Annotated in this window: 15 protein-coding genes; 9 read left to right on the top strand and 6 right to left on the bottom strand. The window is 57.1% G+C overall.

The annotated features are described in order from the left end of the window. On the top strand, positions 1–743 hold a 743-nt coding region (locus tag ACTVJH_RS05650), incomplete at its 5' end, for a 2-amino-3,7-dideoxy-D-threo-hept-6-ulosonate synthase (RefSeq protein ID WP_455988346.1). 265 nt (positions 744–1008) lie between these two features. On the opposite strand, the gene ACTVJH_RS05645 is transcribed toward ACTVJH_RS05650, so the two are convergent. Further along, positions 1009–1743, bottom strand: coding sequence for a class I SAM-dependent methyltransferase (locus ACTVJH_RS05645; RefSeq protein ID WP_455988344.1), 735 nt, complete (start codon positions 1741–1743; stop codon positions 1009–1011). 95 nt (positions 1744–1838) lie between these two features. Next, positions 1839–3506 carry a dihydroxy-acid dehydratase gene (gene ilvD, locus ACTVJH_RS05640; RefSeq protein ID WP_455988342.1) on the bottom strand — a complete coding sequence of 556 codons (1668 nt, stop codon included), beginning with the start codon at positions 3504–3506 and terminating at the stop codon, positions 1839–1841. A 254-nt stretch (positions 3507–3760) separates the two neighbouring features. On the opposite strand from ilvD, the gene ACTVJH_RS05635 reads away from it, so the two are divergent. The 3 genes from ACTVJH_RS05635 to ACTVJH_RS05625 all read left to right on the top strand — a co-directional run bounded on the left by ACTVJH_RS05635 (position 3761) and on the right by ACTVJH_RS05625 (position 9912). After that, positions 3761–5752 (top strand): SpoIIE family protein phosphatase, encoded by a 1992-nt coding sequence (locus tag ACTVJH_RS05635; RefSeq protein ID WP_455988340.1) that lies wholly within the window; start codon positions 3761–3763, stop codon positions 5750–5752. 37 nt (positions 5753–5789) lie between these two features. After that, positions 5790–8216 carry an MFS transporter gene (locus ACTVJH_RS05630; RefSeq protein ID WP_455988338.1) on the top strand — a complete coding sequence of 809 codons (2427 nt, stop codon included), beginning with the start codon at positions 5790–5792 and terminating at the stop codon, positions 8214–8216. A gap of 118 nt (positions 8217–8334) precedes the next feature. Then, on the top strand, positions 8335–9912 hold the full coding sequence (locus ACTVJH_RS05625) for a hypothetical protein (protein ID WP_455988336.1): 1578 nt from the start codon (positions 8335–8337) through the stop codon (positions 9910–9912). Between the two features lie 67 nt (positions 9913–9979). Here ACTVJH_RS05625 and ACTVJH_RS05620 read toward each other — a convergent pair whose 3' ends face one another. After that, entirely contained in the window at positions 9980–11134 is a 1155-nt protein-coding gene (locus tag ACTVJH_RS05620; protein WP_455988334.1) for an ABC transporter substrate-binding protein, read from the bottom strand. Between the two features lie 169 nt (positions 11135–11303). Here ACTVJH_RS05620 and ACTVJH_RS05615 point away from each other — a divergent pair, with 169 nt between their 5' ends. After that, on the top strand, positions 11304–11954 hold the full coding sequence (locus ACTVJH_RS05615; protein WP_455988332.1) for an aspartate/glutamate racemase family protein: 651 nt from the start codon (positions 11304–11306) through the stop codon (positions 11952–11954). A 12-nt stretch (positions 11955–11966) separates the two neighbouring features. Here the strand turns inward: ACTVJH_RS05615 and ACTVJH_RS05610 are convergent, their stop codons facing one another. The 3 genes from ACTVJH_RS05610 to ACTVJH_RS05600 all read right to left on the bottom strand — a co-directional run bounded on the left by ACTVJH_RS05610 (position 11967) and on the right by ACTVJH_RS05600 (position 15344). Next, positions 11967–12842 (bottom strand): cell division protein FtsX, encoded by an 876-nt coding sequence (locus tag ACTVJH_RS05610; RefSeq protein WP_455988330.1) that lies wholly within the window; start codon positions 12840–12842, stop codon positions 11967–11969. Between the two features lies 1 nt (position 12843). Further along, a complete protein-coding gene (ftsE, locus tag ACTVJH_RS05605; protein ID WP_455988328.1) occupies positions 12844–13572 on the bottom strand; it encodes a cell division ATP-binding protein FtsE in 729 nt (242 codons plus the stop codon). A 491-nt stretch (positions 13573–14063) separates the two neighbouring features. Beyond that, the gene (locus ACTVJH_RS05600; RefSeq protein ID WP_455988326.1) at positions 14064–15344 is read right to left on the bottom strand and encodes an adenylosuccinate synthase; all 1281 of its coding nucleotides are present in this window, start codon (positions 15342–15344) and stop codon (positions 14064–14066) included. Positions 15345–16008: 664 nt separating this feature from the next. Here ACTVJH_RS05600 and ACTVJH_RS05595 point away from each other — a divergent pair. From ACTVJH_RS05595 to plsY, 4 genes are all read left to right on the top strand, one after another. After that, positions 16009–17409, top strand: coding sequence for a transglycosylase SLT domain-containing protein (locus ACTVJH_RS05595; RefSeq protein WP_455988324.1), 1401 nt, complete (start codon positions 16009–16011; stop codon positions 17407–17409). Between the two features lie 455 nt (positions 17410–17864). After that, a complete protein-coding gene (locus ACTVJH_RS05590; RefSeq protein WP_455988322.1) occupies positions 17865–19142 on the top strand; it encodes an IMP cyclohydrolase in 1278 nt (425 codons plus the stop codon). Between the two features lie 258 nt (positions 19143–19400). Further along, on the top strand, positions 19401–21455 hold the full coding sequence (locus ACTVJH_RS05585; protein ID WP_455988320.1) for a ribonuclease catalytic domain-containing protein: 2055 nt from the start codon (positions 19401–19403) through the stop codon (positions 21453–21455). A gap of 501 nt (positions 21456–21956) precedes the next feature. Continuing rightward, positions 21957–22547 (top strand): glycerol-3-phosphate 1-O-acyltransferase PlsY, encoded by a 591-nt coding sequence (gene plsY, locus ACTVJH_RS05580; protein ID WP_455988318.1) that lies wholly within the window; start codon positions 21957–21959, stop codon positions 22545–22547. The last annotated feature ends 200 nt before the right edge of the window (positions 22548–22747 follow it).

The raw sequence follows: 22747 nt of genomic DNA, 5'->3' as shown, positions 1-22747 counted from the left end.
TCCGACGCCGACAGCGTCTCTTCGACCCAAACAGCGATACCACTATCCTCCTTCCCCTGGACCACGGAGTCAGCGAAGGCATGCTTCAAGGCCTCGAAGATATGCCCGCCCTGCTTCAGGGACTCGACCCGCACATCGTTCAGGGCGTCATCCTGCACAAGGGCATGGCCGCGGCCCTGGCCCCGGACATGGACCCGCGCATGAATCTGATCGTCCACCTTTCCGCAGGGACGAGGCACGCCATCCCGCCCTATGCCAAATCACTGGTCTGTTCGGTCCAGGAAGCGGTTCGCCTGGGTGCTGACGCGGTCTCCGTGCATGTGAATCTGGGCAACGACTGCGAAGACCGCATGCTCATCGACCTGGGTATGGTCACGGACGAGGCCCATCTTCTGGGCATCCCCGTACTGGCCATGATCTATGCCCGAGGCGGCCAGATCGTGAACGAGCTCGACCCCACCCTGGTTGCCCACTCCATCCGATTGGGGGCCGAGATCGGGGCGGACCTGGTCAAGGTGCCTTATTCCGGCGACCCCGAATCCTTCGCCAGGGCAGTTCGCTCCTGCCCTGTCCCTGTACTCGTGGCCGGAGGTCCGAGAAAAGAACATTTCAAGGGCTTTCTGGATATGGTTCGAGAGGCCATGGGATGCGGGGCACGGGGCGTGAGTATTGGGCGGAACATCTTTCAGCACGACAATCCGACCACGGCCATGCAGAAATTGGCCGCAGCGGTCCGCAAATAACAACTGCCCACGAAACAGGTTCTGCCTTCCGTATACCCAGAAGGCAGAACCTGTTCTGTGGGCAGTTGTTTTGCCCTCCGGAAACCGGGCAGCCATCCCTGCAAGATCCCGGACCACCCCCGAACTAATGCGGCCAGGCCGCAGTTTTAGGTTTTAGGTTTTAAGTTCAATCGGTTAGAGAATTTTCTTGTTTTTTATAACAGAATCTTCTGGTAAGGTACTAACGGCCTGCGCACTGCCTACTGCGCACTCCTTCCCCCCTTCCCTACACGCTGGGTTCGGTTTTCCAGGCCATGAGCGGCGTTTTTGCCGGACCGCCGAGAAGATCGACACGCACGCCCACAAAGGTCCCCACAAACGGGGGCAAAAGAATGCCGCAGGCCTGCTTGAAAGGCGGAAGCCTTCGCCAGGTCCAGACAGGACCCGGAAGAACCGACCGGGCCAGCATCCATTGTTTGCCTATGGCTGCGGTGATCAGTCGCTGCATCTCCCACCACGAAAACCAGGAACTCCCCGCCCACATGGAATCCTTCACCGTCTTCCTCGACCGGACATGGGTCAGGTAGTAGAGGGAGTGTTTGTTCAAAAAACCAATGATCACCCCCTTTCTGGCCACCCGTGCGGCCTCGGCAATGGCCCTCTCGGGTTCGTTGCTGAACTCGAGCATGGTTATCAGGGAAACAAAATCGAATTCATTGTCATCGTAGGGTAACCGCTCGGCCACACCGACCCGCAGATCGACCCGACCCCCCATGCGTTTTCTGGCCAGCCGGAGCATGGCCGGAGAAGGATCGATCCCGCTGACATCGAATCCCCACTCCCAGAACATATGGGAAAAATGCCCTGCTCCGCACCCGACATCCAAAAGCCGCTGTTTCCGCCTGGGCCAGGTGGAAATAAGCCGTTGCAAGAGACGACTTTCCCTGTCCAGAATGAATTGACCCATGGGAGAAGTGAACCACTGTTCGTAGCGGTCGGCCTGTTTGTCGTTCCAGGGCATGGTGACCTGTTTTTTTTGTTGCCTGAACCGCCAGACAAAACATCAAGCCGTTCAGAATCAACGTTTGCAATGAAGGAACTCGGAGGAAATCTTTCTTACCGGTCGAACACCGCGCCCTTGGCAGCGGACGAAGCGTGCTGGCGGTAACGGCGCAGAAAGGATGAAGTGACCTCTTTCTCAAGAGGCTTCCAGGTTTTTTTCCGCTCGGCAAGTTCCTTTTCGGCAACCAGAAGTTCCAGGGTCCGTGCCGGGATGTCCACCTTGATCCGGTCGCCTTCCCGGACCAACCCTATGGGACCGCCTTCATAGGCCTCGGGTGAAACATGGCCGATGGCCGCGCCCCTGGTCCCCCCGCTGAAGCGACCGTCTGTTATCAGGGCGACGTCCTTGCCAAGCCCCATCCCGGCAATGGCCGATGTCGGGGTGAGCATTTCCCGCATGCCCGGACCGCCCTTGGGCCCCTCGTTGCGGATGACCACGACATCACCCGCCTGGATTTTGCCGCCGAGAATCGCAGTGACCGACTCTTCCTCAGACTCGAAAACCCGTGCCGTTCCGGTACGCTGCATCATCTCCCGGGCCACGGCCGACTGTTTGACCACACACCCGTCCGGGGCAAGATTGCCGTGGAGAATGGCGATTCCCCCTTCCGTGCTGTAGGGATCATCTGCTGACTTGATAACCTCGTAATCCGCAACCCGTGCGTGCAGGGCCTCGAGATTTTCTCCCACTGTCCTGCCGGTCGCGGTCAGGGCATCGAGCTGAAGCAATCCCTTGCGAGCGAGCTCGGACATGACCGCGGGAATGCCTCCGGCCCGGTCCAGATCCTCGAGATGGTGGTCACCGGCAGGGGAAAGATGGCAGAGATTGGGCGTGGTCCTGCTGATCGTGTCGAAAATATCCAGGGTCAGATCGAGCCCGGCCTCGGCAAACACGGCCGGCAGATGGAGAACCGTATTCGTGGAGCACCCCAAGGCCATATCCACGGTGACCGCGTTGGCCACGCTCTTTTCCGTGACGATATCCCGGGGACGAATGTTCTTTTCGAAAAGTTTCATGACCTGCATGCCGGCCTGCTTGGCCAGACGGATACGTGCGCTGGTAACCGCGGGAATGGACCCGTTGCCGGGCAGGGCCAGCCCGATGGCCTCGGAGAGACAATTCATGGAATTGGCCGTGAACATGCCGGAACAGGATCCGCAGGACGGACAGGCTGTTGTCTCCAATTCTTCAAGTTCAGCAACGCTCATGTCCTGACGGCTCACCTTGCCCACGCCTTCGAACACGGTGATCAGATCAACTGTCTTTCCCTTGTGAGTACCGGCCAGCATGGGGCCGCCGCTGACGATGATCGCCGGAATGTTCAGCCGGAGCATGGCCATGAGCATCCCGGGCACGATCTTGTCGCAATTGGTGACCAGGACCAGGGCGTCAAAGGGATGGGCCGTGGCCATGATCTCGATGGAGTCGGCAATCAGCTCCCGGCTGGGCAGGCTGAACTTCATGCCCTCGTGATTCATGGCAATGCCGTCGCAGACCCCGATGGTCGGAAATTCCATGGGCGTGCCTCCGGCCATGCGCACCCCGTCCTTGACCGCCCGGGTAACGGTATCGAGATGAACATGCCCGGGGATGATCTCGTTGGCGGCATTGCACACCCCGACAAGGGGACGAGAAAGTTCTTCCCTGGTCAGTCCGGTGGCGAACATCAGGGAACGGTGCGGGGCCTTTTCCAATCCATGGGTCATGAGTTTGCTGCGCATGAGAATCCTTGTCGGTTGTGGTTCAGGGAAAATTTCAACAGAGATGAAGGGATCAGACCGCAAGATCGTTACTCCCTTTCTCCTCAAAACAACATTATAAGCGTATCGTAAAAAAGTACGCGACGAAATCATCCAGGGTCAAGAAATTTTGTCGCAACCACCTAATTTGGAAAATGTCCACCATCTTGTCTTCATGGATGAATTGTTTTACTCTTTTGTAAACGTCAACCCTGATTCCTGGCGACCAGGTCATCATGCTCCCATCGCTTCGTTCCAAGATCATCCTTCTCATCCTCTTCGTCCTTGTGGTCACCGGGGCGTCCATCACCTTTTTCACCAAAAAAGACGTAGGCAAGGCCATGCTCGAGGCCGAAGTCCGCTCCGTGGCCAACGCCCTTGGCCTCATCCAGACGACCATCAAAGGGGAATACGAGGGCCTGTTTGACTACAAGGTATCCACGGTCCAGGCCCGCAAGAGCCAGCTCCGGCACATGGCCTCCACCGGATTGTCCCTGTGCCGGGAATATCTGGACATGGTCGAGTCGGGTCTTTTGACCCGCGAAGAGGCCCGCATCCGTCTGGTGAGCATTTTTTCCTCCATCCGTTCAGGGGCAGGAGAAATGCTCACGATCATCGATTCCCGGGACAGAATCCTTTTTCATCCAGACAGTAGAAAGGCCGGCAGATCCATTGGGGATCTCAAGGACATGAAAGGCCGAACCATCACCCGGGTCGTTCGTGAGCAGGATTCCATGTACGGCGGGAATTTTGCCGTTTTCACCTGGGATGATTCCCCGGGCGACCGGTCCGGCAAACAGCTTGGATACTTTCTCCCCTTTGACGCATGGGGCTGGATCGTCGGTGCGGTCATAAGCGTCGATGACATCAGCGTCCAGGAACATCAAAAAATTCGAGAGTTGATCAAGGGTCTGGAAACCACCCTGGCCAAGGTTCGTATCGCTCAGACCGGCGGGATCGCCATTTTCAATGCGGCCAGGCAACCGGTAACCATCCACCCCGAACAATCTTCCCTGCCCGATTCCATCATGACCACCTTGATCGAGAATGCCGGCACGGACAAAGATTTTGTCAGATACACTGCACAGGAAACGGGCAGTGAACGGGAAATGCTCGCCAGGGCCTTTTTTTTCAAACCGCTTGGCTGGTACGTGACCGCGTTCGTGCCTGAGGATGAAATCCAGGAACCGGCAAACAGCCTGGTAGCCCGGCAAACGCTGGTCATCCTTGTTGTCTCACTGACCGGCTTGATCCTGGGACTCATCTTTGCCGGTCGCATTTCCGGACCACTCAAGGAATTGACCGGATTCGCCAAACAGTTGCCGAGTATGGATCTCACGACCCAATCCTCGGAAACCACCCCCATCGATCACCTGGCCACACGATCCCGGGACGAGGTATCCCGGCTGGCTGCGGCCTTCGTGTTTATGCTCGCCGAACTGCGCAAGAACATAACCCATCTGATGGAGGTGACTGCCTCCAAGGAACGCATCCAGAGCGAACTCAACGTGGCCAAGGAAATCCAGGAAGGCATCCTGCCCAAAATTTTTCCGGCCTTCCCGGACCGCAAGGAGATCCAGCTTTTTGCCAGCCTGGAGTCGGCCAAGCAGGTCGGCGGGGATCTCTATGATTTCTTTTTCATCGACACAAATCGACTCTGCTTCGTCATTGGTGACGTATCCGACAAAGGGGTGCCTGCAGCCCTGTTCATGGCCATTACCATGACCCTGATCCGCTCCACGGCCGAAGAGCATGACGATCCCGCGGAAATCATGACCAGGGTCAACGACAAGCTCAGCCGCGAGAACCCCAACTCCATGTTCGTAACCCTGTTCATCGGAATTCTGGACACCTCCACAGGACATGTCTCCTATGCCAACGGGGGGCACAATCCGGCCATCCTGATCACAAACGACGGCCACCCCCTCTTTCAGGAGGGACTGAGCGGTCTGGTGGTCGGAGGCATGGAAGGCGTGCCGTATACGGGATTGAGCTTTGACATGCACCCGGGTGAAACCGTGTTCCTGTACACGGACGGTGTCACCGAGGCCCTTGATGCCGACAAGAACCTGTTTTCCGACCAGCGCCTCCTTGACGAGGTGACAGTCAACCGTCAGGCAGATCCCGAAACCCTGATTCAGGCAATCCGTGAGAGCGTCAGCAACCACGTGGGTACGGCCCCGCAATCCGACGATATCACCATGCTCGCCCTCAGATATACAGGGTGAGCCAATCGATCGCAGACCTCAACGCCTAGAGCCTCTCATGAAAGGAATCGGACTCAAGACACGGCTCGTCCTGTTTACCCTGGCCATTCTGGCCCTCTCCCAGATTTTCAACGCCGGGCTGACCATCTCCTCCCTGGAAAAGATGTACGTCCAGGGCGCCCTGTCCCGTCACCGTGTGGCGGGCGGAGACATTGTCAGAAAAATCGAACGCTCCATCCGCCTGGGCAAACCCCTGGAGCGTTTCGTGGGCATGGACAAGCTCTTTGCCTCCATCAGGTCCCATGCTCCCAGCGTTACCGACTGCCTGGTCCTGCTCCCCGACAAAACCATCACCCAGGCCATGAATCCGGACACAACCGCGTCCTCGTGGCAATCCTATCTCAAAGCCCAGGGTCAGGTCACCCGCCTCGACAGCAAGGCGCAGGATCAGACAAAAAGTTTTGAATCCTCGACCAAGGTTTTCATCCTCCTGCCCATCACGATCAAGCAGCAACCTGCCGGCCAGCTCGTTTTGGTTCTTTCCAAGCAGCGGATCAAGGAGACCCTCAAGCAGGCGGTGTTCTCCAATATCACGACTCTGCTTGTAACCACGTCAGGTGCGGCACTGATTCTGGTTTTCGGAATGATTTTCGTGGTTCCGGCCCGGTCCGACCACCCCTCATTCAACGCCCGGCTGTACACCATCCTCATTCTGGCCTTTGGATGTGCCCAGATATTCTACAGCCTGTCGAACATCGTCTTTTTCAAGGACCAATCCCTCTCCTTTCTCAAACGCAATTCAACGACCGTGATCAGCATGGTCAAGCAGGATATCGACAAACTTCTGGCCAAAGATGTCCACCTGGAACAAATGCACGGAGTGGACACCTTTTTTTATGATATCATCAGGGTCACTCCGGAAATCGCCTCCATCAGCCTGACCGATACCCACAATCAGGTCATTTTTGCGGCCGACGAACATGGGCCGATCCCACCGCAATTCAAGACCATGCCTGAAAGGGAAAATTCCGAATACGATCTGGACATCGCCTTGCAGCCGACTGGGACCCATACGATCCAGGGGCATCTCAAATTGTCCCTGTCGGCCAAGGTCATTGATAAACGTATCCGAGCCATTGTCCTCGACACCCTGACCGTGGCGGTCATCGCCATTCTCTTTCTCATGGAGATGATCATGCTCCTCTCCCTGATTCTGGGGTTCAGCACATCGACGCGGGGAAAGCCACAACCCGCACCGGGCTTCAAGAGCGCGTTGATTCGACCCGTGGGATTCGCGGTCATCTTTTCCATGAGCCTGTGTTTCACCTTCATCCCGTTGCGCATGGGACAGCTCTACGAACCAATGTTCGAATTATCCAAGGAAATGACCATGGGGCTGCCTATTTCCATGCAGATGGCAGGTGCCGGACTGGCCATCGTTCTGGCCGGATTCTGGATTGAACGACGAGGCTGGCATGAACCCCTGCTCCTGGGGCTCGGAGCCATGTCCATAGGGTTTTCGGCCGCCGGACTGACAGGAAATCCCCTGGGCTACATCCTGGCCCTGGGCCTGTGCGGTGTGGGGTTCGGAATGGCCTTTATGGGTTCCCAGGGATTCGTGCTCAAACATGCCGATCCAACCCGCAAGGCGTCGGGACTGGCCACTTTTTTCGCCGGTGTCTATGCCGGCAACATCTGCGGCAGTGCGGCCGGGGCCATGATGGCAGACCGATTGGGCTACGGTCCGGTCTTTCTGGTCTCCGGCATTCTGTTCATTGTCACCCTGATCCTTGTTCTCATTTTTTTCAGGCCCATGTTCGGCATTCCGATCAAGGGCAGCGCAACAAAGATGATGCCCGCCTCCACCTCGGGCTTGAAGACCTATATCGGCAACAAAAACGTGTTCATTCTCCTTGTGTTCAGTATCGTGCCCAGCGCCCTGGTTCTGATCGGATTCATCAATTACGCCCTCCCTGTCTATCTTCACCTTGTGGGAGCGTCCCAGGCCGATATCGGGCGGATCATCATGGTCTACGGCATCTGCCTGGTCTATCTGGCCCCCATGATCAGCCGACTTATCGAGCGGGCCGGGAGCAGAAAACCCTTTGTCTTTCTGGCCGGCATCCTGGGTGCAGCCGCCATGGGCTGTTATCTTTTTCTGGACGGGCTGACCGCCGCCACCTTTGCGGTCTTCTTCTTCGGCCTTTCCAGCAGCGTGGGGTTTGCCTCCCAAAATGCCTATGCCCTCAATCTCAAGGCAACACAGTCCTTTGGTGAAAACAAGGCCATGGGTCTGTGCAGCGCCACGGAACGGATCGGACAGGTTTTGGGTCCCCTGGTCCTTGGTGGACTGATCACCCTTTTCGGAATGAACAAGGCCATCGTCACCGCCGGCATGGTCTATCTTCTGGTCACGGCCATCTTCTTCATCCTTGCCGGATCCGATAACCAGGGCAGTCCACAGAACACAACAGGACAATCCTGATTCAAAACACCAAACAATCATCCCATCCCGCAGGCAGCGGATCCGGGCATGCCAGGCCCCCGGATATTCCAACCAGAATCCGTATCGATCCGCTGCGCTGGAAAAAACAGGTCCGACCGTGGAACCCAACTCCCGCTCTCTTGACAGCATACACCAGGAGGTACTCTCCTATCGCCCCCATCTGGACGACCTGATCCGAACCCGCGGGGCCACTTCCTTGGGAACATGGTCCAAAGCGTTCTGTACACCCTGGGCCACTCCCCTGGGGACAGACGATCCCTTGTTTCACTCCGTGTACAGCCATACCGCCCGTATTCTCGGCACGGAGGCCGCCTCCCGCCTCACAGCTCATCTCGAGGCCATGCCCAATGTTCTCACCAGTAATCATCTGGGCCTGGACTGCTACTCCCAGACTCTCCAGGGCACCCTGCTCTTTGCCCTGGCCCGATTGCGTCATTCCCAAAAAGCACATCCTTTTTTTCCTGTTCTGGCCTGTGGAAACGTCTCTTTGAACAATCTGACCTATCCCCAGGGGATGCTCCTGGCCCGCAAAATCCAGACTCCATCCGGCCGCAACGAAAACAAATGGGCAGCGGCCAAAATCCCGATCTTTCCCCGCCGGATGCAGCATACCCTGGCCGGTAGACTGGATGCCTACACCCCGGAAATGCTCCAAAAGGCCCGAAGCATTGTCCGGGGACAATCCTCTTGTCTGCTGCCCTCTGAAAAGCAGGCCGTTCTCGAACTGCTCGATACGATCTATCCGGCTGCACTCGGGCATACACATTTTACCGACCAATGTACGCTGCTCAATGCCCGGGCCTGGCAACCGATGTTCTCCCCTGAACTCTCACCTATCCTGCCCCAGCCGGTGTACCTGGGACTGGAAACAATCTGCACCGACCTGCTGATAAACGATCTGAACGACGCCGACTCCCTGGTTCATGCCCTTTTTTTCGATACGGCCCTGTGCACCACCCTGACAAATATGCTCGATGGCATGGTGGGCTGCTGGTCGCGCAAGGGATTACATGCGATCCGCTCGAATCGACTCCCCGTACATAACCAAACCAGGGGCACCCTCTTTTTCTGGACCATCGACCACAAGGGCTGCAAAATGCCCATGGATCTGATCGAGGAAAAAACCGGCACGCGATTGATTCCTGTCAGATCAACCCCCCAGACCCGGGGCGAGGCGTGGACACCCGAAGGAATCACCACGGCATTGCAAGAGGGCCGCATTCTGCCATCGCTGTTCACCTGCTACACGGTTCTGTCCCTGGCGCGGAATAGTGTTTGCCATGGGGGAATCTATCAGACCGAATACCTCCCCGCCATGCAGGCAGGCATCTCAAAAACCCTTCGCAGCTGTGGATGCACTGAAAGGGCAAAGAAAGTCGACCGGGTTCGAACAAACGGTTTCTGTTCGGGCCACAATCTGGCCATGGCCCGTTATCCCGACACCACCTGCGTCCCGGCGGGCAGGGTCGAATTCATGGCCGGCGGCGGGATCACCCCGAGGCATCTGGAAAAAATGGCCGCATTGCCCCTCAAAGAGGCCAGCCTGGCCGCCCTTGCAGAAACCTTTGCGCCGTTTTTATCCCCCCACCTGCAATCCCATCAGGAATATATCCAACTCAACAACCGGATTTTGGCCCGCCTCGGCGATGCAATGCCCTGTTTCGACATCACATAAAAAAAGGGACACTGCGCGATCCGTTGTGCAGTGTCCCTGATATGGCAGAGGAGCGTTCTCCCCGGCGTTATTGAACGTGTTCGATTTTTTCGTAGATCTCGTCAGCTGAAAGCAGAATATCAAACGGAGGGTTATATTCGATCCTCTTGGCTGTCTCCAGATTCAGGGCGATCTTGGGCGGCTCCTCGTAGATCTGGGTCAGATATCTGGGCACGGCACCATTGATGATTTTGCCTATGGTGGAGGCATAAAAGGCTCCGATGTATTTATGTCCTGCCTGAGAAATGGACATGAGCACCCCCAGTTCGACCTCCCGGGAACCGGCCTGGGAAAAGGTCGGAAGCTTGTACTCGAACACCGGGGCCAGAATCGTCTCCATTTTCGGCTCCTGGATCCCCCGGTTTGCCGTTATATAGATGGCGTCCACCTTGGGAGCGAGGGTCTGCATAGCCTTGACCAGACGCTCATACGCCAGATCGAGATCCTTGATATCAAAGGCATCCTCATAACTCACCACGTTAAACCCTTCTTCCCGGGCCACCTTTTCCACCTCATCCACGGCCGCATAGGCGCGACCTGCCGGCGTGTTCTCGTACACCAGCCCCAACCGCTTGAATCCGATGACATCATGGAACAGGCGAACCTGTCGCTCATACCGGGTCGGGTCGATCTGGGCATGCAGATGATCGATGCCGGAATCTTCGGGACTGGTGATGATCCCGGCCTGCAGGGGGTTGCTCGTGGAGATGACCACCGTGGGAACGTGGTGGCGATCATTGGCCAGATCCTGACCGGCCCAGGTTCCCATGGCCATGATCAGATCGATATCCTTGTCCCTGTTCAGCCGGGCGAGCAGGTTCTCCTTGGTCTGCGAGCGCGCATCAGCGTTCCACTGTGACGTATAGAATCCGTCCTTGAGAAAACAGAGATAGTCGCTTTTGGCATGCTCGGCCACATAGTCCCACAGGGCCCGGGTCTCGTTGGGGTCCTTGGTCGGGGGAAGATCGATGGGTTCGATCCAGCCGAGTTCGGCCATGGCCGCGATCGTGCCGCGAAAACTCTTTTGATAATCCATATAGGGGCCGCCTTCCAGATAACCGATCCGAAAAAGAGGGCCCGTATGTTCACCCTCGGGTCGGGCACTCAACCCGTCATCGCGGGCAGCCAGGCCTGGGGAGGCCGTAACAAGGAGAAACAACAGGCAGCAGAAGATTTTTTTCATGATTGATCCGTGCTTTTGTATTGCGGCAGGGGAAGGTTATGCGCTACACATCCCTTTTCGCAATGAGTACACACCAGTTGACGTACATGCTGCACATACATTGTACTTGGTCAGGTACATTTTCAAAAATTGAACATTCTGAACATTCCCCTTGCCAAGGAGCGTGTGTTTGAAAATCGCCGTCATCGCAGGAACCCGTTTTGATACATCCCTGGGCTGCTCCATGCTGGAGCGATCCGGAATTTTTTGTCATCCTCTACCCATGGCCCGAACACCGGAAGAACAAAACCTCCTTCAATATCGTCACGCCGCGGAACTGCAACAGCGGGTGGAGCATGCCGTGTCCCGGCTGGAACACAGGGGATTTGACGGGGTGATGGTCTTTTGCAATTCGTTGGCGTCCTGTATCGATATCGACCGGCTCAAGCAGCAAACCACCCTGCGCATTGTCACCCCACTCGATGTGTACACGACACTTCCCGACACATGGGAGCGCATCTTTTTAATCACGGCCAACGGGCATACCCTGGCGGACATCGAAACCCTGCTCGTGGCCCAAAACAGGCATATGGAAGTGACCGGTTTCTCCAGTCTCGCGTTCGTCAAAATCATCGAACAAAAACCCGCCGATCAGGCCTTTGAAGACTTTCCCTTTGCCGACCTCGTTGCCCTGGCCGAGCTGCAGAACAATCAGGCCATCGTCCTGGGCTGCACCCATCTGACAAGTGTCTTTTCACGAATCCGCGCGATCAGTCGCCTCCCGGTCATCGATACGGGTACGGTCATGGCCGAAATGATCAGGACATCGTGTGCCGACTGATCCCACCGGTTCTCACCCCTCCTTCACAGCCACGAAACTGCTGATGATCCCCACGAACATGAGCACCCCGAGCATCCCCCCGATCTCCTCCAGCGAGAGAAAAGGAACCTCGATCCAAAGGGGCGGGAAGTAGAGCATATCCTGCAGCCCCATGTGGACCAGCCCCAGCAGCCCCAGGGCCAGGATGCCCCCGAGAAGTCCCTGGACAGCCCCGCCCACGATCAGGGGGAAGCGGATATACAAACGACTCGCGCCCACGAGACGAAGAATCTCTATTTCATCTCTGCGCTGGAACAGGGCCAGTTTGATTGTATTACCCACCACCAGACCAACCACAAGAATCAAGAAACAGATCACCGGCCAGAAAATCGTATTGCTCACCCGCATCCAGGAATGCACCAGATCGATCCTCAACGGATTGTAATGGACCTTGTCCACACGGGGCAGGGATTTCAGCCTGACCAGCATGGCCTTGGCCCAGCCGTTTTGATCCTCTTCGGGCAGGGTGAAGGTCAAGAGCGCGGTGGGGGGAAGGGGACTCGCCGTCTTGAATGTTGCCAGATCGACCTGATCTTCAAAGGCCTGGGCGAGAACGTCCAGTGCTGCGTCCGGAGAGAAGGTCTTGCTCGTGATGAGCCCGGGGAGTTCGTCCAGAGACTGCCAGACCTCCCGAACCTCTTCAAGGTCACTGTCCTGCTGCCAGTAGACCTGAAATTGCACCTCGGCCTGACGGCGCAGGATCTGATCCTCGAGGGTGTTCACCAGCATGAGGAACATCCCGGCCAGAAAGGCGACCAGGCTGACAGCGGCAATGGTCAGACACAACGCCCAGGGGGTTCGGAAAATATCCCGGATGCCCTGTTTGAAAAGTCCCGGCAAACCGCTCATCTCATCCCTCCCCGTGACAGCCGGAAGTTTTTTCCGCAAAAAGATTCTGACGGGAGATATTTCCGGATGCGTTTTCCGGATCAACCGGGGCGCCGTCGCGAAGATAGAGAATGTTCGCATGCGGGGTATTGGCCAGGATGTCCCGATTGTGGGTGGCAAAAACAATGGTCGTGCCGTGCTTGTTGAACTGATGAAAGACCTTCATCAACCGCCTGCCCAAATCGGCATCCAGGTTGCCCGTGGGCTCGTCGGCCAGCAGGATCTTGGGTTTGACCACCACGGAACGGGCAATGGCCACCCGCTGCTGTTCACCCCCGGAAAGTTCCTGGCATCGGCAAAGGGCCTTGGTATCCAGCTCGAGACTCCTGAGGACCGCCCGGACCCGACGCTGAACAATGGCGGGCTTTTCCCCCCGAACCCGGAGAGGAAGGGCCACATTGTCGAACACCGTCCTGGCCGGCAGCACCTTGAAATCCTGGAAAACCACCCCGATCTGACGGCGCAACCGGTGCAGGCGACCGGCACGCAGGGTGGACAGATCGATTCCGGCCACCCTGGCCTGCCCTCGCTGCAGGGGCAGTGCGCCATGCAGCACCCGCATGAGGGTTGTCTTGCCCGCACCCGAAGGCCCGACAAGAAACAGAAAATCCCCCTGGTGCAGGGAAAAGGAGATATCCTTGAGGGCCCAATGGGACCCAAAGGCGTAGGAAAGGGACGTGACGTGGATCATGATTGTCCAGAAGGGATGCAAAGTGTTCAACCAGATAATGTACATGGGGATCGTTCTGCGATCCGAACCGAATCTCCCATCTACCCAAAAGCACACAGGGATGCAACGATAACAGGGGCGGCGCCGGGACAAACCCGTTCTTGTTCAGACCTCTGAGACAGTATGGCCGGTTCGCCCTGTTTCGGGCGGCTTGAAACTCCCTCGCCGGCCTCGTACCATCAAACCGTTGCTCTGTAAGCGCAAGCCTTTCAATAGGATGTCAGGCAACGGCTTGATGAACGATGCCTGACTCGGTCAGACAGTCAAGCCGCCCGAAACAGGGCGAACCGGCCAGAAGAACGAATTGATCCGGGAAATAGCGATCACACGGCCGGGTGCGTGGAGGATGAAAGGGAGCTTTCCGTCACAGGAACAATTCCTGGGCACAAAAAAAGCGATCGGACATTCCAGAGTCCGACCGCTTTTTGGGTAGCATGATATGCATTGATGAACTATCGTCTGATGGTCTGATCCCTGTCAGGTCCGACGGAAACCAGAGAGATGGGGACCCCCAGGAGTTCTTCCACCCGGAGCACATAATTTCTGGCCGCTTCGGGCAATGCCGTAAAGCTCGAGCATCCGCTGATGTCTTCCTTCCACCCGGGCATGGATTCGTAGATCGGCTCCACCCGGGCCAGACTGTTCTCTTCCTGGGGGGGATACGTGATCTGCTGCCCCTTGTAGGTATAGGAGGTACACAGTTTGAGCTCGTCCAGACCGCCCAGAACATCCATTTTGGTCAGGGCGATATCCGTGGGACCATTGAGCCGGACAGACTCCCTGAGGATGACCAGATCGAGCCAGCCGCACCGTCTGGGCCGGCCGGTGGTCGCTCCGAACTCTCCACCCCTTTCCTGGAGAAAGGCCCCGGCATGGTCGCCCAGTTCCACCGGAAACGGACCGCTGCCCACCCGCGTGGTGTAGGCCTTGACCACGGCCACGATCCGATCGAGCATGTTGCAGGCGCATCCGCCGCCGGCCGAGGCATTTCCGGACACGGTATTGGACGAGGTCACAAAGGGATAGGTTCCGTGATCGATGTCCAGGTGGGTCCCCTGCGCACCCTCGAAAAGGATGGAACGCCCCCTGGCTGCTGTCTCCTGGATCATGCCGGAAACATCCCCGAGATAGGCGGCCGTGCGCTCGGCAAAGGGCCAGATCGCATCGAGAACGTCATCGGCCTTGAGGGGCTCGAGGTCGTACAGGGACGTAAACAAGGCGTTTTTTTCCACCAGCCCCTTGACGATCTTGCTGCGCACCAGGTCCTTGTCCACCAGGTCACCGGCCCTGATCCCCATACGCGAGGCCTTGTCCTCGTAACAGGGACCAATGCCCCGACCGGTGGTGCCGATCCTGTCCGTGCCGGATTTGAAGGCTTCCCGGGCGGCGTCGAGCATCTTGTGATAAGGCATGATCACATGGGTCTTCTTGCTGATCATGAGATGTTCCGGGCCGATCGTGCGGCCGTGTTCCACCAGTCCGTCCACTTCCTTGCAGAAAACTTCGGGATCGAGAACCACCCCGTTGCCGATGCAACAGATCTTGTCGGCATGCAGGATGCCCGACGGGATGAGATGCAGGATGCACTTGGTATCGCCCACGACCAGGGTATGGCCGGCGTTGTTTCCTCCCTGAAAACGAACAATGAGATCCGCCTCTCGAGTGAGCAGATCAACGATCTTGCCCTTCCCCTCGTCGCCCCATTGCGCTCCCATCACCACGGTATTTGACATAATACATATCTCCTTGAAAATGATCACAGTCCCCATGCAGACGGCAAATAGCAACTTTGCTTAAAAAACGGGCCGTACAAAGTCAATGTGCAAGATTTTCCGTCCGGGACAAAGCTGTTCGCATCCAAGCGTCATGAGAACCAATCAGCACTGTCGGGTCTGCAGGGCACGTAACTATTCAGGTCAAAATTTATCAGGCGGAACAGACTGCAATGTAATGTTAAACTTGAGTGCCGGCCCGTAAATTTTAGAGATTTAAGGATTTCAGAAATTTTAGAAATTAAGGACCTGCACGCTAACCGCCTGTAATTTATTAAATCTCTTAAATTTCTAAAATTTACAATTCTGATTCCCGGGAAATGCACCTGAATAGTTACCAGGGCACATTTGTTCTCATTAATGTACCTGAAATATGATGGCCGGCTTGTCCCGTTTCGGGCGGTTTGACTGTCTGAGCGAGCCAGGCATCGTTCATCAAGCCGTTGCCTGGCATCCCAGTGATAGGCTTGCGCTTACAGAGCAACGGCTTGATGGTACGAGGCCGGCGAGAGAGTTTCAAACCGCCCGAAACGGGGCAAGCCGGCCAGGAGAACCAATCAGCCCTGGTCAGACCTGTTCCTTGTCTTGCCAAACACGGCCCCCTTCTTTAGGACATGCCGAACCCATGCGCACACCTCTCATTCTCTCCCTGCATATACTCGCCCTGATCATCGTCGAGGCCCTTCTGGTCGGCCGGCTCGTCACGACCGGGGATCGGCCTGACGCTCTCCGGGTGGCCTTCATTCCCGGCGAAACCGTCACTTCGCAGCTCTCCCCGTACGGACCCGGATTCGACCGGGAACTGATCGATCGATTCTGTCGCGACCTGCATCTCTCCCCGTCATGGATTCCGGTGAAATCAGCCCGTGCAGGACGTGAAGCACTGGAGAACAACCGGGCCGACCTGTTCATCCACACGGGCGAACCGGTCTTTACCTCCCTGTCGGATAACCTCGCTGCCGGACCGAGCTATCGAACCAATCATCCGGTCATCATCCACAACAAATGGAAACATGACCTGCTTCGTCCCGAGGAGATCTGCGGCTACACCCTGCCGATCTCACGCAATCCCGATATGCTCCCGGCCCTGCGCACCCTGGACAATGTCCTTGATTGTTCGCTCATGGACCCCCCTCCCGTGGGCTCGGCCATGCGCCCCCTGCTTGAAGAGATGACCACGACCCGAACGCGGTTCGCCGTGGTCGGGGCGGAGGCATTTGAACTCTGGCAGCCTTTTTTCCCGGAAATCAGAACCGCCTTCGAACTTCACCACCATGTCTCGACCCGGTGGATCTGGGCCACCCGCTCCGATCTTCTGGCAAATCACCTGGCCGGATTTTGGTCCGCTATGCCCTCATCCCCCTTTCTCAGGGAGCTCGAGGAACGCTATTTCGGCTTTTTCCCGGGGAAGACCGATTATTATGAATTGTCCCACTTCACAGCGATCCTGAATGACAAACTTCCGCGTTACAGGGCAACCATTGCCCAGGCCGCCCGTGAAAACGAGCTGGATCCCCTGCTGGTGACCGCCCTGATCTACCAGGAGTCCCATTTCGACTCCCGGGCCACCAGCAAGACCGGCGTACGGGGGCTCTTGCAGATCAGCCGGATCACAGCCACGGAGCTGGGCCTCTCCAACCGTCTTGACCCCGAACAATCCATCCGGGGCGGGGTGAGCTACCTCAGAAGTCTCATGGACCGTCTGAAATATCTCGAACTCGACCCCTGGAACACCCTGTTTTTCGCCCTGGCCGCCTACAACCAGGGCATGGGCCATCTGACCGACGCCATCACCCTGGCTGAACAGCTCGGCCGCGACGGCCGTTCCTGGCGGGAGATCAGAGAGGTCTTTCCCCTGCTCAGTTACCAGAAATACTTCCAGCATGCCGCGCATGGATATTGCCGGGGCATCGAGGCTGTGGATTACGTGGACTCGATCCGCTATTACTATTATTATCTGACCGGACTGGTCAGATTGAACCGCCCTGAAAGCATCGATCTTGCCCCGCTGTTCGAGCAAAAGTGAAGCCCGGCACCAACCTGTCCTCCGCGCAACGGCTCGATGGTACGAGGCCGGCGAGGGAGTTTCAATCCGCTCGAAACAAAACAAATCGATCCTCCCCGCACCACCTGAAATATCCAGGCCGGCTTGCCCTGTTTCGGGTGGATTGACTGTCTGACCGAGCCAGGCATCGTTCATCGAGCCGTTGCCAGACATCTTATGGAAATATATGCTTTTATGGAGCAACGGCCCGATGGTACGAGGCCGGCGAGGGAGTTTCAATCCACTCGAAACAGGGCAAGCCGGCCTGGGAACCAAATCGCTCCGGGGAGGCACCCACCGGCCCATTTGCCCCTCGATATGGCATGTGCTAGATACATTCGCTTCATCAGAGGCACACCCGTAACAAACAAAACATCCGGCTCGTGATCCGCCATCTTCACCACCCATCCGCCAGGAAATAGTACAAGGAGTCCACTTTGAGCGACCTGAAACACATGTATAAAACCATCCAATCCGACCCCTTCCCCCCGACCATGACCCTGACCCTGGGAGAGACCACCCTGACCTTTCACAAACGGACCTGGACCATCAACGACCAGGAACAGGGACTCCGGTACGGGGAAAATCCCGACCAGCCCGCCGCCCTGTACGAACTCAGACAGGGTGCTCTCGAACTGGGCGGAGTCACTCTCCGGGGCGCAGGTCAGGGCCTGGTCTCCGGAATGACCGAAGAGCAGATGATCCAGGCGGGCAAACATCCGGGCAAGATCAACCTGACCGACGTGGACAACGGGATCAACATCCTTCAATACCTGACTGCCAAACCCGCGGCCGTGATCCTCAAACACAACAATCCCTGCGGAGCGGCCTGGTCGGACGAGGGTATCCACACGGCCCTGTCAAAAGCCTTTTTGGCCGATCGCATCGCCGCATTCGGCGGAGCCATCGTGGTCAACCGGCCCATTGATACGGCGACCGCTGCAATCATTGGAGGCGGCTATTTCGAGGTCGTGGCCGCACCCGCATTCGAACCCGGCACCGTGGAGACCCTCAAATCGCGCAAGAATCTACGTATCCTGGAGATCCCCGGCCTGGCCAGCCTGGAAACCCTGGTCAACACCCCCTTTCTGGATCTCAAGTCCCTGACTGACGGGGGCATCATCGCCCAGTTTTCCTTTAGAAATGCCATTCTCTCTTCGGACGATTTTCTGCCTGCCCAGGCCACGACCAAGGACGGTTCCACCTTCATCGCCCGGGGCCCCTCCAGACAGGAGGCCGACGACCTCGTGTTCGCCTGGGCCGTTGAGGCCGGAGTGACCTCCAATTCCGTGATCATGGCCAGAAACGGGGTGACCACCGCCATCGGCACGGGAGAGCAGGACCGGGTCGGATGCGTGGAACTGGCCATCACCAAGGCCTACACCAAATACGCCGACAATCTCGCCTTTGAGGAACAGGGCTGCTCCCTGTACGAGCTCAAGGAAAAGGCGGGCAGGGACGAGGCCGGCAAAAAGATCCTCGAGGACATCATGGCACGGACCGCCGAAGCCCGGGGGGGCCTGCCCGGATCGGTCATGGTCTCGGACGGCTTCTTCCCCTTCCGCGACGGGGTGGACGTGGCCCTGGCCCAGGGCATCACCGCCATTGCCCAGCCCGGCGGCTCCATCCGCGACCACGAAGTCATCCAGGCCGTCAACGAAGCCGTCCCCCAGGTGGCCATGGTCTTCACGGGACAACGGTCGTTCAAGCATTAGTGAAAGAAGTGCGCAAAAGTGCGCAGGGCCCAGTGCTCTAAAGTGCACAGTGCGCAGTACACAGTGCGCAGTGAAAACTACTCCGAGCGGGATCTGCTTCAGGCTGCCCGAAAATTGACGCACATTTGAAGATTCGAAAACAGATTACAGAAGATGTTTTTTCTGCGTACTGCGCACTGCGCACTGCGTACTTTTACGTACTTTTACCTACGTATATGCGTTCTCTAACCGCATAATTCTTTTTTTTATCAGGAACTAATGACAAATTTTCATTTCGCCCCCCTTCGTGCCGGTATGGTCGTTGAGTACATCCAGGACAACCAGCCCGTGATGGGGTGGGTTCAGGAGGTTCACACCGGCCGGGTCAGGCTCGTGAACATCAACCAGCGGGACATGAAGCTTCCTGCGGCCCGTATCCTGCCATGGACAGGCCCCTGCCTGCCCGAGTCCTCGACACGGTCCGACGTCCTGCAGACCCTCAAAACCCTCGACGCCAGGCGGGAGGAACTCGCCCGAAAGATCGATCCCATGGAATTGTGGGAACTCGCCCAGGGGGAGATCACCCAGGCCTCCCTCTCCTGGCTGGCCGGACTCCTCTGGGAGGATCCCGATGCGGACCGCATGGCCGCCCTGGGACGCAGACTCCTGGCCACCAAGACCCATTTCAAGTTCTCGCCGCCCCTTTTCGAGATCTATCCCCTGGAGACGGTGGAGAAACGGACCGAGGAGATGCGCCGGGCCCAGGAACGGGAACATCTTGTCGCCCAGGGTCAGGCCCTGTTCAAGGAGTTGTGGAAGGTCCATCGCAACGAATCCGTTCTGACCGCCAAACCGGACCCGGAAACAGCCTGCAAACTCGAAGCGTTGCTTCTGGATCGTATCGGCCTGCGTCAGGAAGGCGAAACCGAGGTTCTGTGGAAAAAGATGACCGCAGGTCTCCCGGACATCCCGTTTTTGGCCCTGTTTCTGGCCCAGGCATGGGGGATCGTTCCTGCCCACTACAACTATCTTCTGGAACAGGCCGGCTATGTCTGGGAGGATGCCGCCTGGTCAGCCCCCTTTGAAGGGGATGTCCAACGACTGCGTGCCCGGGTCCAGGCCATGGCCGAGCCCGTGGAATGCACCGATGCGGTGAGCATTGACTCGTCCTCCACCAAAGACATTGACGATGGATTTTGTATCCGGCGAACCGAGCAGGGATATCACCTGGAGATCATCCTGGCCTGTCCGGCCCTGGGGTGGGAATTCGGCTCTGCCATGGACAAAACGGTCATGGAACGGTTTTCGTCCGTGTATCTGCCCGAGGGAACCGCGAACATGCTCCCCCTGGGTCTGGGGACAGATTTCTTCAGTCTCCACGCAAAACAGGACCGACCCGCCCTGATCCTTGGCGTTGACCTGGACGACCAGGGACAAATTCTGGAATCCACGCCCAGACATGGCTGGGTTCGCCTGGACCGCAACCTGAGCTATACCCGGGTTCAGGAGAACCTGAACTCCGATCGGCCGGAGCCCATGCTCCAGGCGGCCCATGAGCTTGCCCAGGCACTCCGGACAAGACGTATCGAACAGGGTGCCGTGATCATGCAGCAGCCCGATCCCAGGATCTCTCTGATCCAGTCAAAGCAGGGGATCGAGGTGTTCATGGCCCCCGGACACGAGGAAAATCAGGCCCAGATTCTGGTCAGCGAGTTCATGATCCTGGCCAATTCCCTCATTGCCCAATGGGCCACAAAGAAGGATATTCCCCTGATCTTCAGGACCCAGAACATCACTCTGCCCAAGGAGAGTGCGGGCATCTGGTCCGCCCCCTGCGATATCTACAGGCTCATCAAATGCATGGGTCCCTCGATCATGGAGGCTGAACCCAAGCGCCACGCCACCCTGGCGGTCGAGGCCTACGCCCCCATCACCTCGCCCCTGCGGCGCTATGCAGACTTCATCAATTCCTCCCAGGTCCTCTCCGTGATCACCACGGGTGAACCCCTGTGGACAGCCGAGTCCATTGGATCCATTCTTCCCTATCTGAGTGCAAGGGCCCAGGCCGTGGGCAAGATCCAGCGCTTCCGCCCCCGGTACTGGAAATATCTCTTTTTCAAGCAGCAGGCCCCAGCCCATCGCTGGACCGGAGAGGTCGTGGAGCATACCGACAGAATGGTCACCCTCTCGCTCAGTCAGGAGCAGCTCTTTCTCAAGGCCCCCAAATCCATCTTTAGCGACAAGGTCCAGCTGGGCCAGCGATTCTCCATCCGCATCGGCAAGGTCGATCCCCTGGCCAACGAACTACGCATTGCCGAGGCCTGGGAAGAGTGACTCCTTAACGAGCGACCTCGGAGGCCCACGAGAGGGCCCATATACGGCATGCCCGTATTCCCCCGTCTGATTCCCGCTTTCCGAGTGTCCCCGAGCTCATCCCGGGGCCGAGCTCGCTATGGCCGGCGAGGGAGTTTCAATCCGCCCGCAACGGGGCGAGCCGGCTATGCGCATTCAGGTGAAGAGTGATAAGAGGTCGGCCCGAAGGAACGCAAGGAACATGGTTGCGCTCGCCTCTGTCTTGTTCTAAAGAAAAAATTCAAATCGAAGTTCAGAAATTCGTGGATTTCAAGAAGTTGAGAAGCAGAGGCAGTCCCCATGCATAATTTCTCAAATCTCTAAAATTTCTTAACTCTCTAAAATCTCTTAAATTTCTTAACTCTCTAAAATCTTTTAAATCTCTTAAATTTCTTAAATCTCTTAAATCTCTAAAATCTCTAAAATCTCTAAAATCTCAAAAATTTCTAAATTGCAAACGTAAAACCCTCTACGGAGACGATCATGGTAACTCTCTTCTGGCTGGGACTCAGCTATCTTCTCGGAGCTATCCCCTTTGGTCTGCTCATCGCCAAGATTTTTTGCAAAACCGACCCCCGAACCCTGGGGAGCAAGAGCACGGGCGCGACCAACATCGCCCGAACCTGCGGTCTGGGGTATGGCATTCTGACGTTGCTTCTGGACATCTTCAAGGGGTGGCTCCCGGTCATCCTGGCCATGAGCTTCTCCGACTCGGCCACCTTTTTGACCCTGACCGCGCTGGCCGCTGTCGTGGGGCACATGTATTCCGTGTTTCTCAACTGGAAAGGCGGCAAGGGCGTGGCCACCACCGTCGGCGTCTTCCTGGCCTTGGCCCCCGGTTCCATCTTTTGGGCCATCCTGGTCTTTGCCGGAGTGATCATCATCAGCGGCTACGTATCCATGGGTTCCCTGAGCCTGGCCACCATCCTGCCCGTTTTCATTCTTTTGAGCGGCAAGTTCTCCCTGCTCATCCTGTCCATCGCCCTGATGGCCCTTGTCTTCTGGAAACACAGGGACAACATCGAACGCCTGCGCGCCGGAACCGAGCATTCCTGGAGAAAGAAAAAGGAATAATGCCAACGAGACAGCACGACAACTCGGTACGAGGCGGTGTCTTTCCCTGGGAACGCCGAGCGTCTGCTCGGGCCATCGGTGGCCGAATAGTCACGCAACTCTTTTACATCTCCACAATTTCTCAACGCTCTTAAATTTCTAAAATCTCTTAAATTTCTTAAATCTCTTAAATTTCTTAAATCTCTAAAATTTCTAAAATC

It is taken from the genome of Desulfoplanes sp. PS50, assembly GCF_053851535.1.
Note: the sequence above shows the minus strand (reverse complement) of the source record. Positions and strands in the feature narration are given on the sequence as shown.

What these genes read in the sequence shown, in the direction of transcription:
- ACTVJH_RS05585 (WP_455988320.1), top strand. Translation starts at nt 19,401, where the DNA reads ATGACAAATTTTCATTTCGCCCCCCTTCGTGCCGGTATGGTCGTTGAG.
- ACTVJH_RS05635 (WP_455988340.1), top strand. Translation starts at nt 3,761, where the DNA reads ATGCTCCCATCGCTTCGTTCCAAGATCATCCTTCTCATCCTCTTCGTC.
- ACTVJH_RS05630 (WP_455988338.1), top strand. Translation starts at nt 5,790, where the DNA reads ATGAAAGGAATCGGACTCAAGACACGGCTCGTCCTGTTTACCCTGGCC.
- plsY (WP_455988318.1), top strand. Translation starts at nt 21,957, where the DNA reads ATGGTAACTCTCTTCTGGCTGGGACTCAGCTATCTTCTCGGAGCTATC.
- ftsE (WP_455988328.1), bottom strand. Translation starts at nt 13,572, where the DNA reads ATGATCCACGTCACGTCCCTTTCCTACGCCTTTGGGTCCCATTGGGCC.
- ACTVJH_RS05620 (WP_455988334.1), bottom strand. Translation starts at nt 11,134, where the DNA reads ATGAAAAAAATCTTCTGCTGCCTGTTGTTTCTCCTTGTTACGGCCTCC.
- ACTVJH_RS05610 (WP_455988330.1), bottom strand. Translation starts at nt 12,842, where the DNA reads ATGAGCGGTTTGCCGGGACTTTTCAAACAGGGCATCCGGGATATTTTC.
- ACTVJH_RS05645 (WP_455988344.1), bottom strand. Translation starts at nt 1,743, where the DNA reads ATGCCCTGGAACGACAAACAGGCCGACCGCTACGAACAGTGGTTCACT.
- ACTVJH_RS05600 (WP_455988326.1), bottom strand. Translation starts at nt 15,344, where the DNA reads ATGTCAAATACCGTGGTGATGGGAGCGCAATGGGGCGACGAGGGGAAG.
- ilvD (WP_455988342.1), bottom strand. Translation starts at nt 3,506, where the DNA reads ATGCGCAGCAAACTCATGACCCATGGATTGGAAAAGGCCCCGCACCGT.
- ACTVJH_RS05595 (WP_455988324.1), top strand. Translation starts at nt 16,009, where the DNA reads ATGCGCACACCTCTCATTCTCTCCCTGCATATACTCGCCCTGATCATC.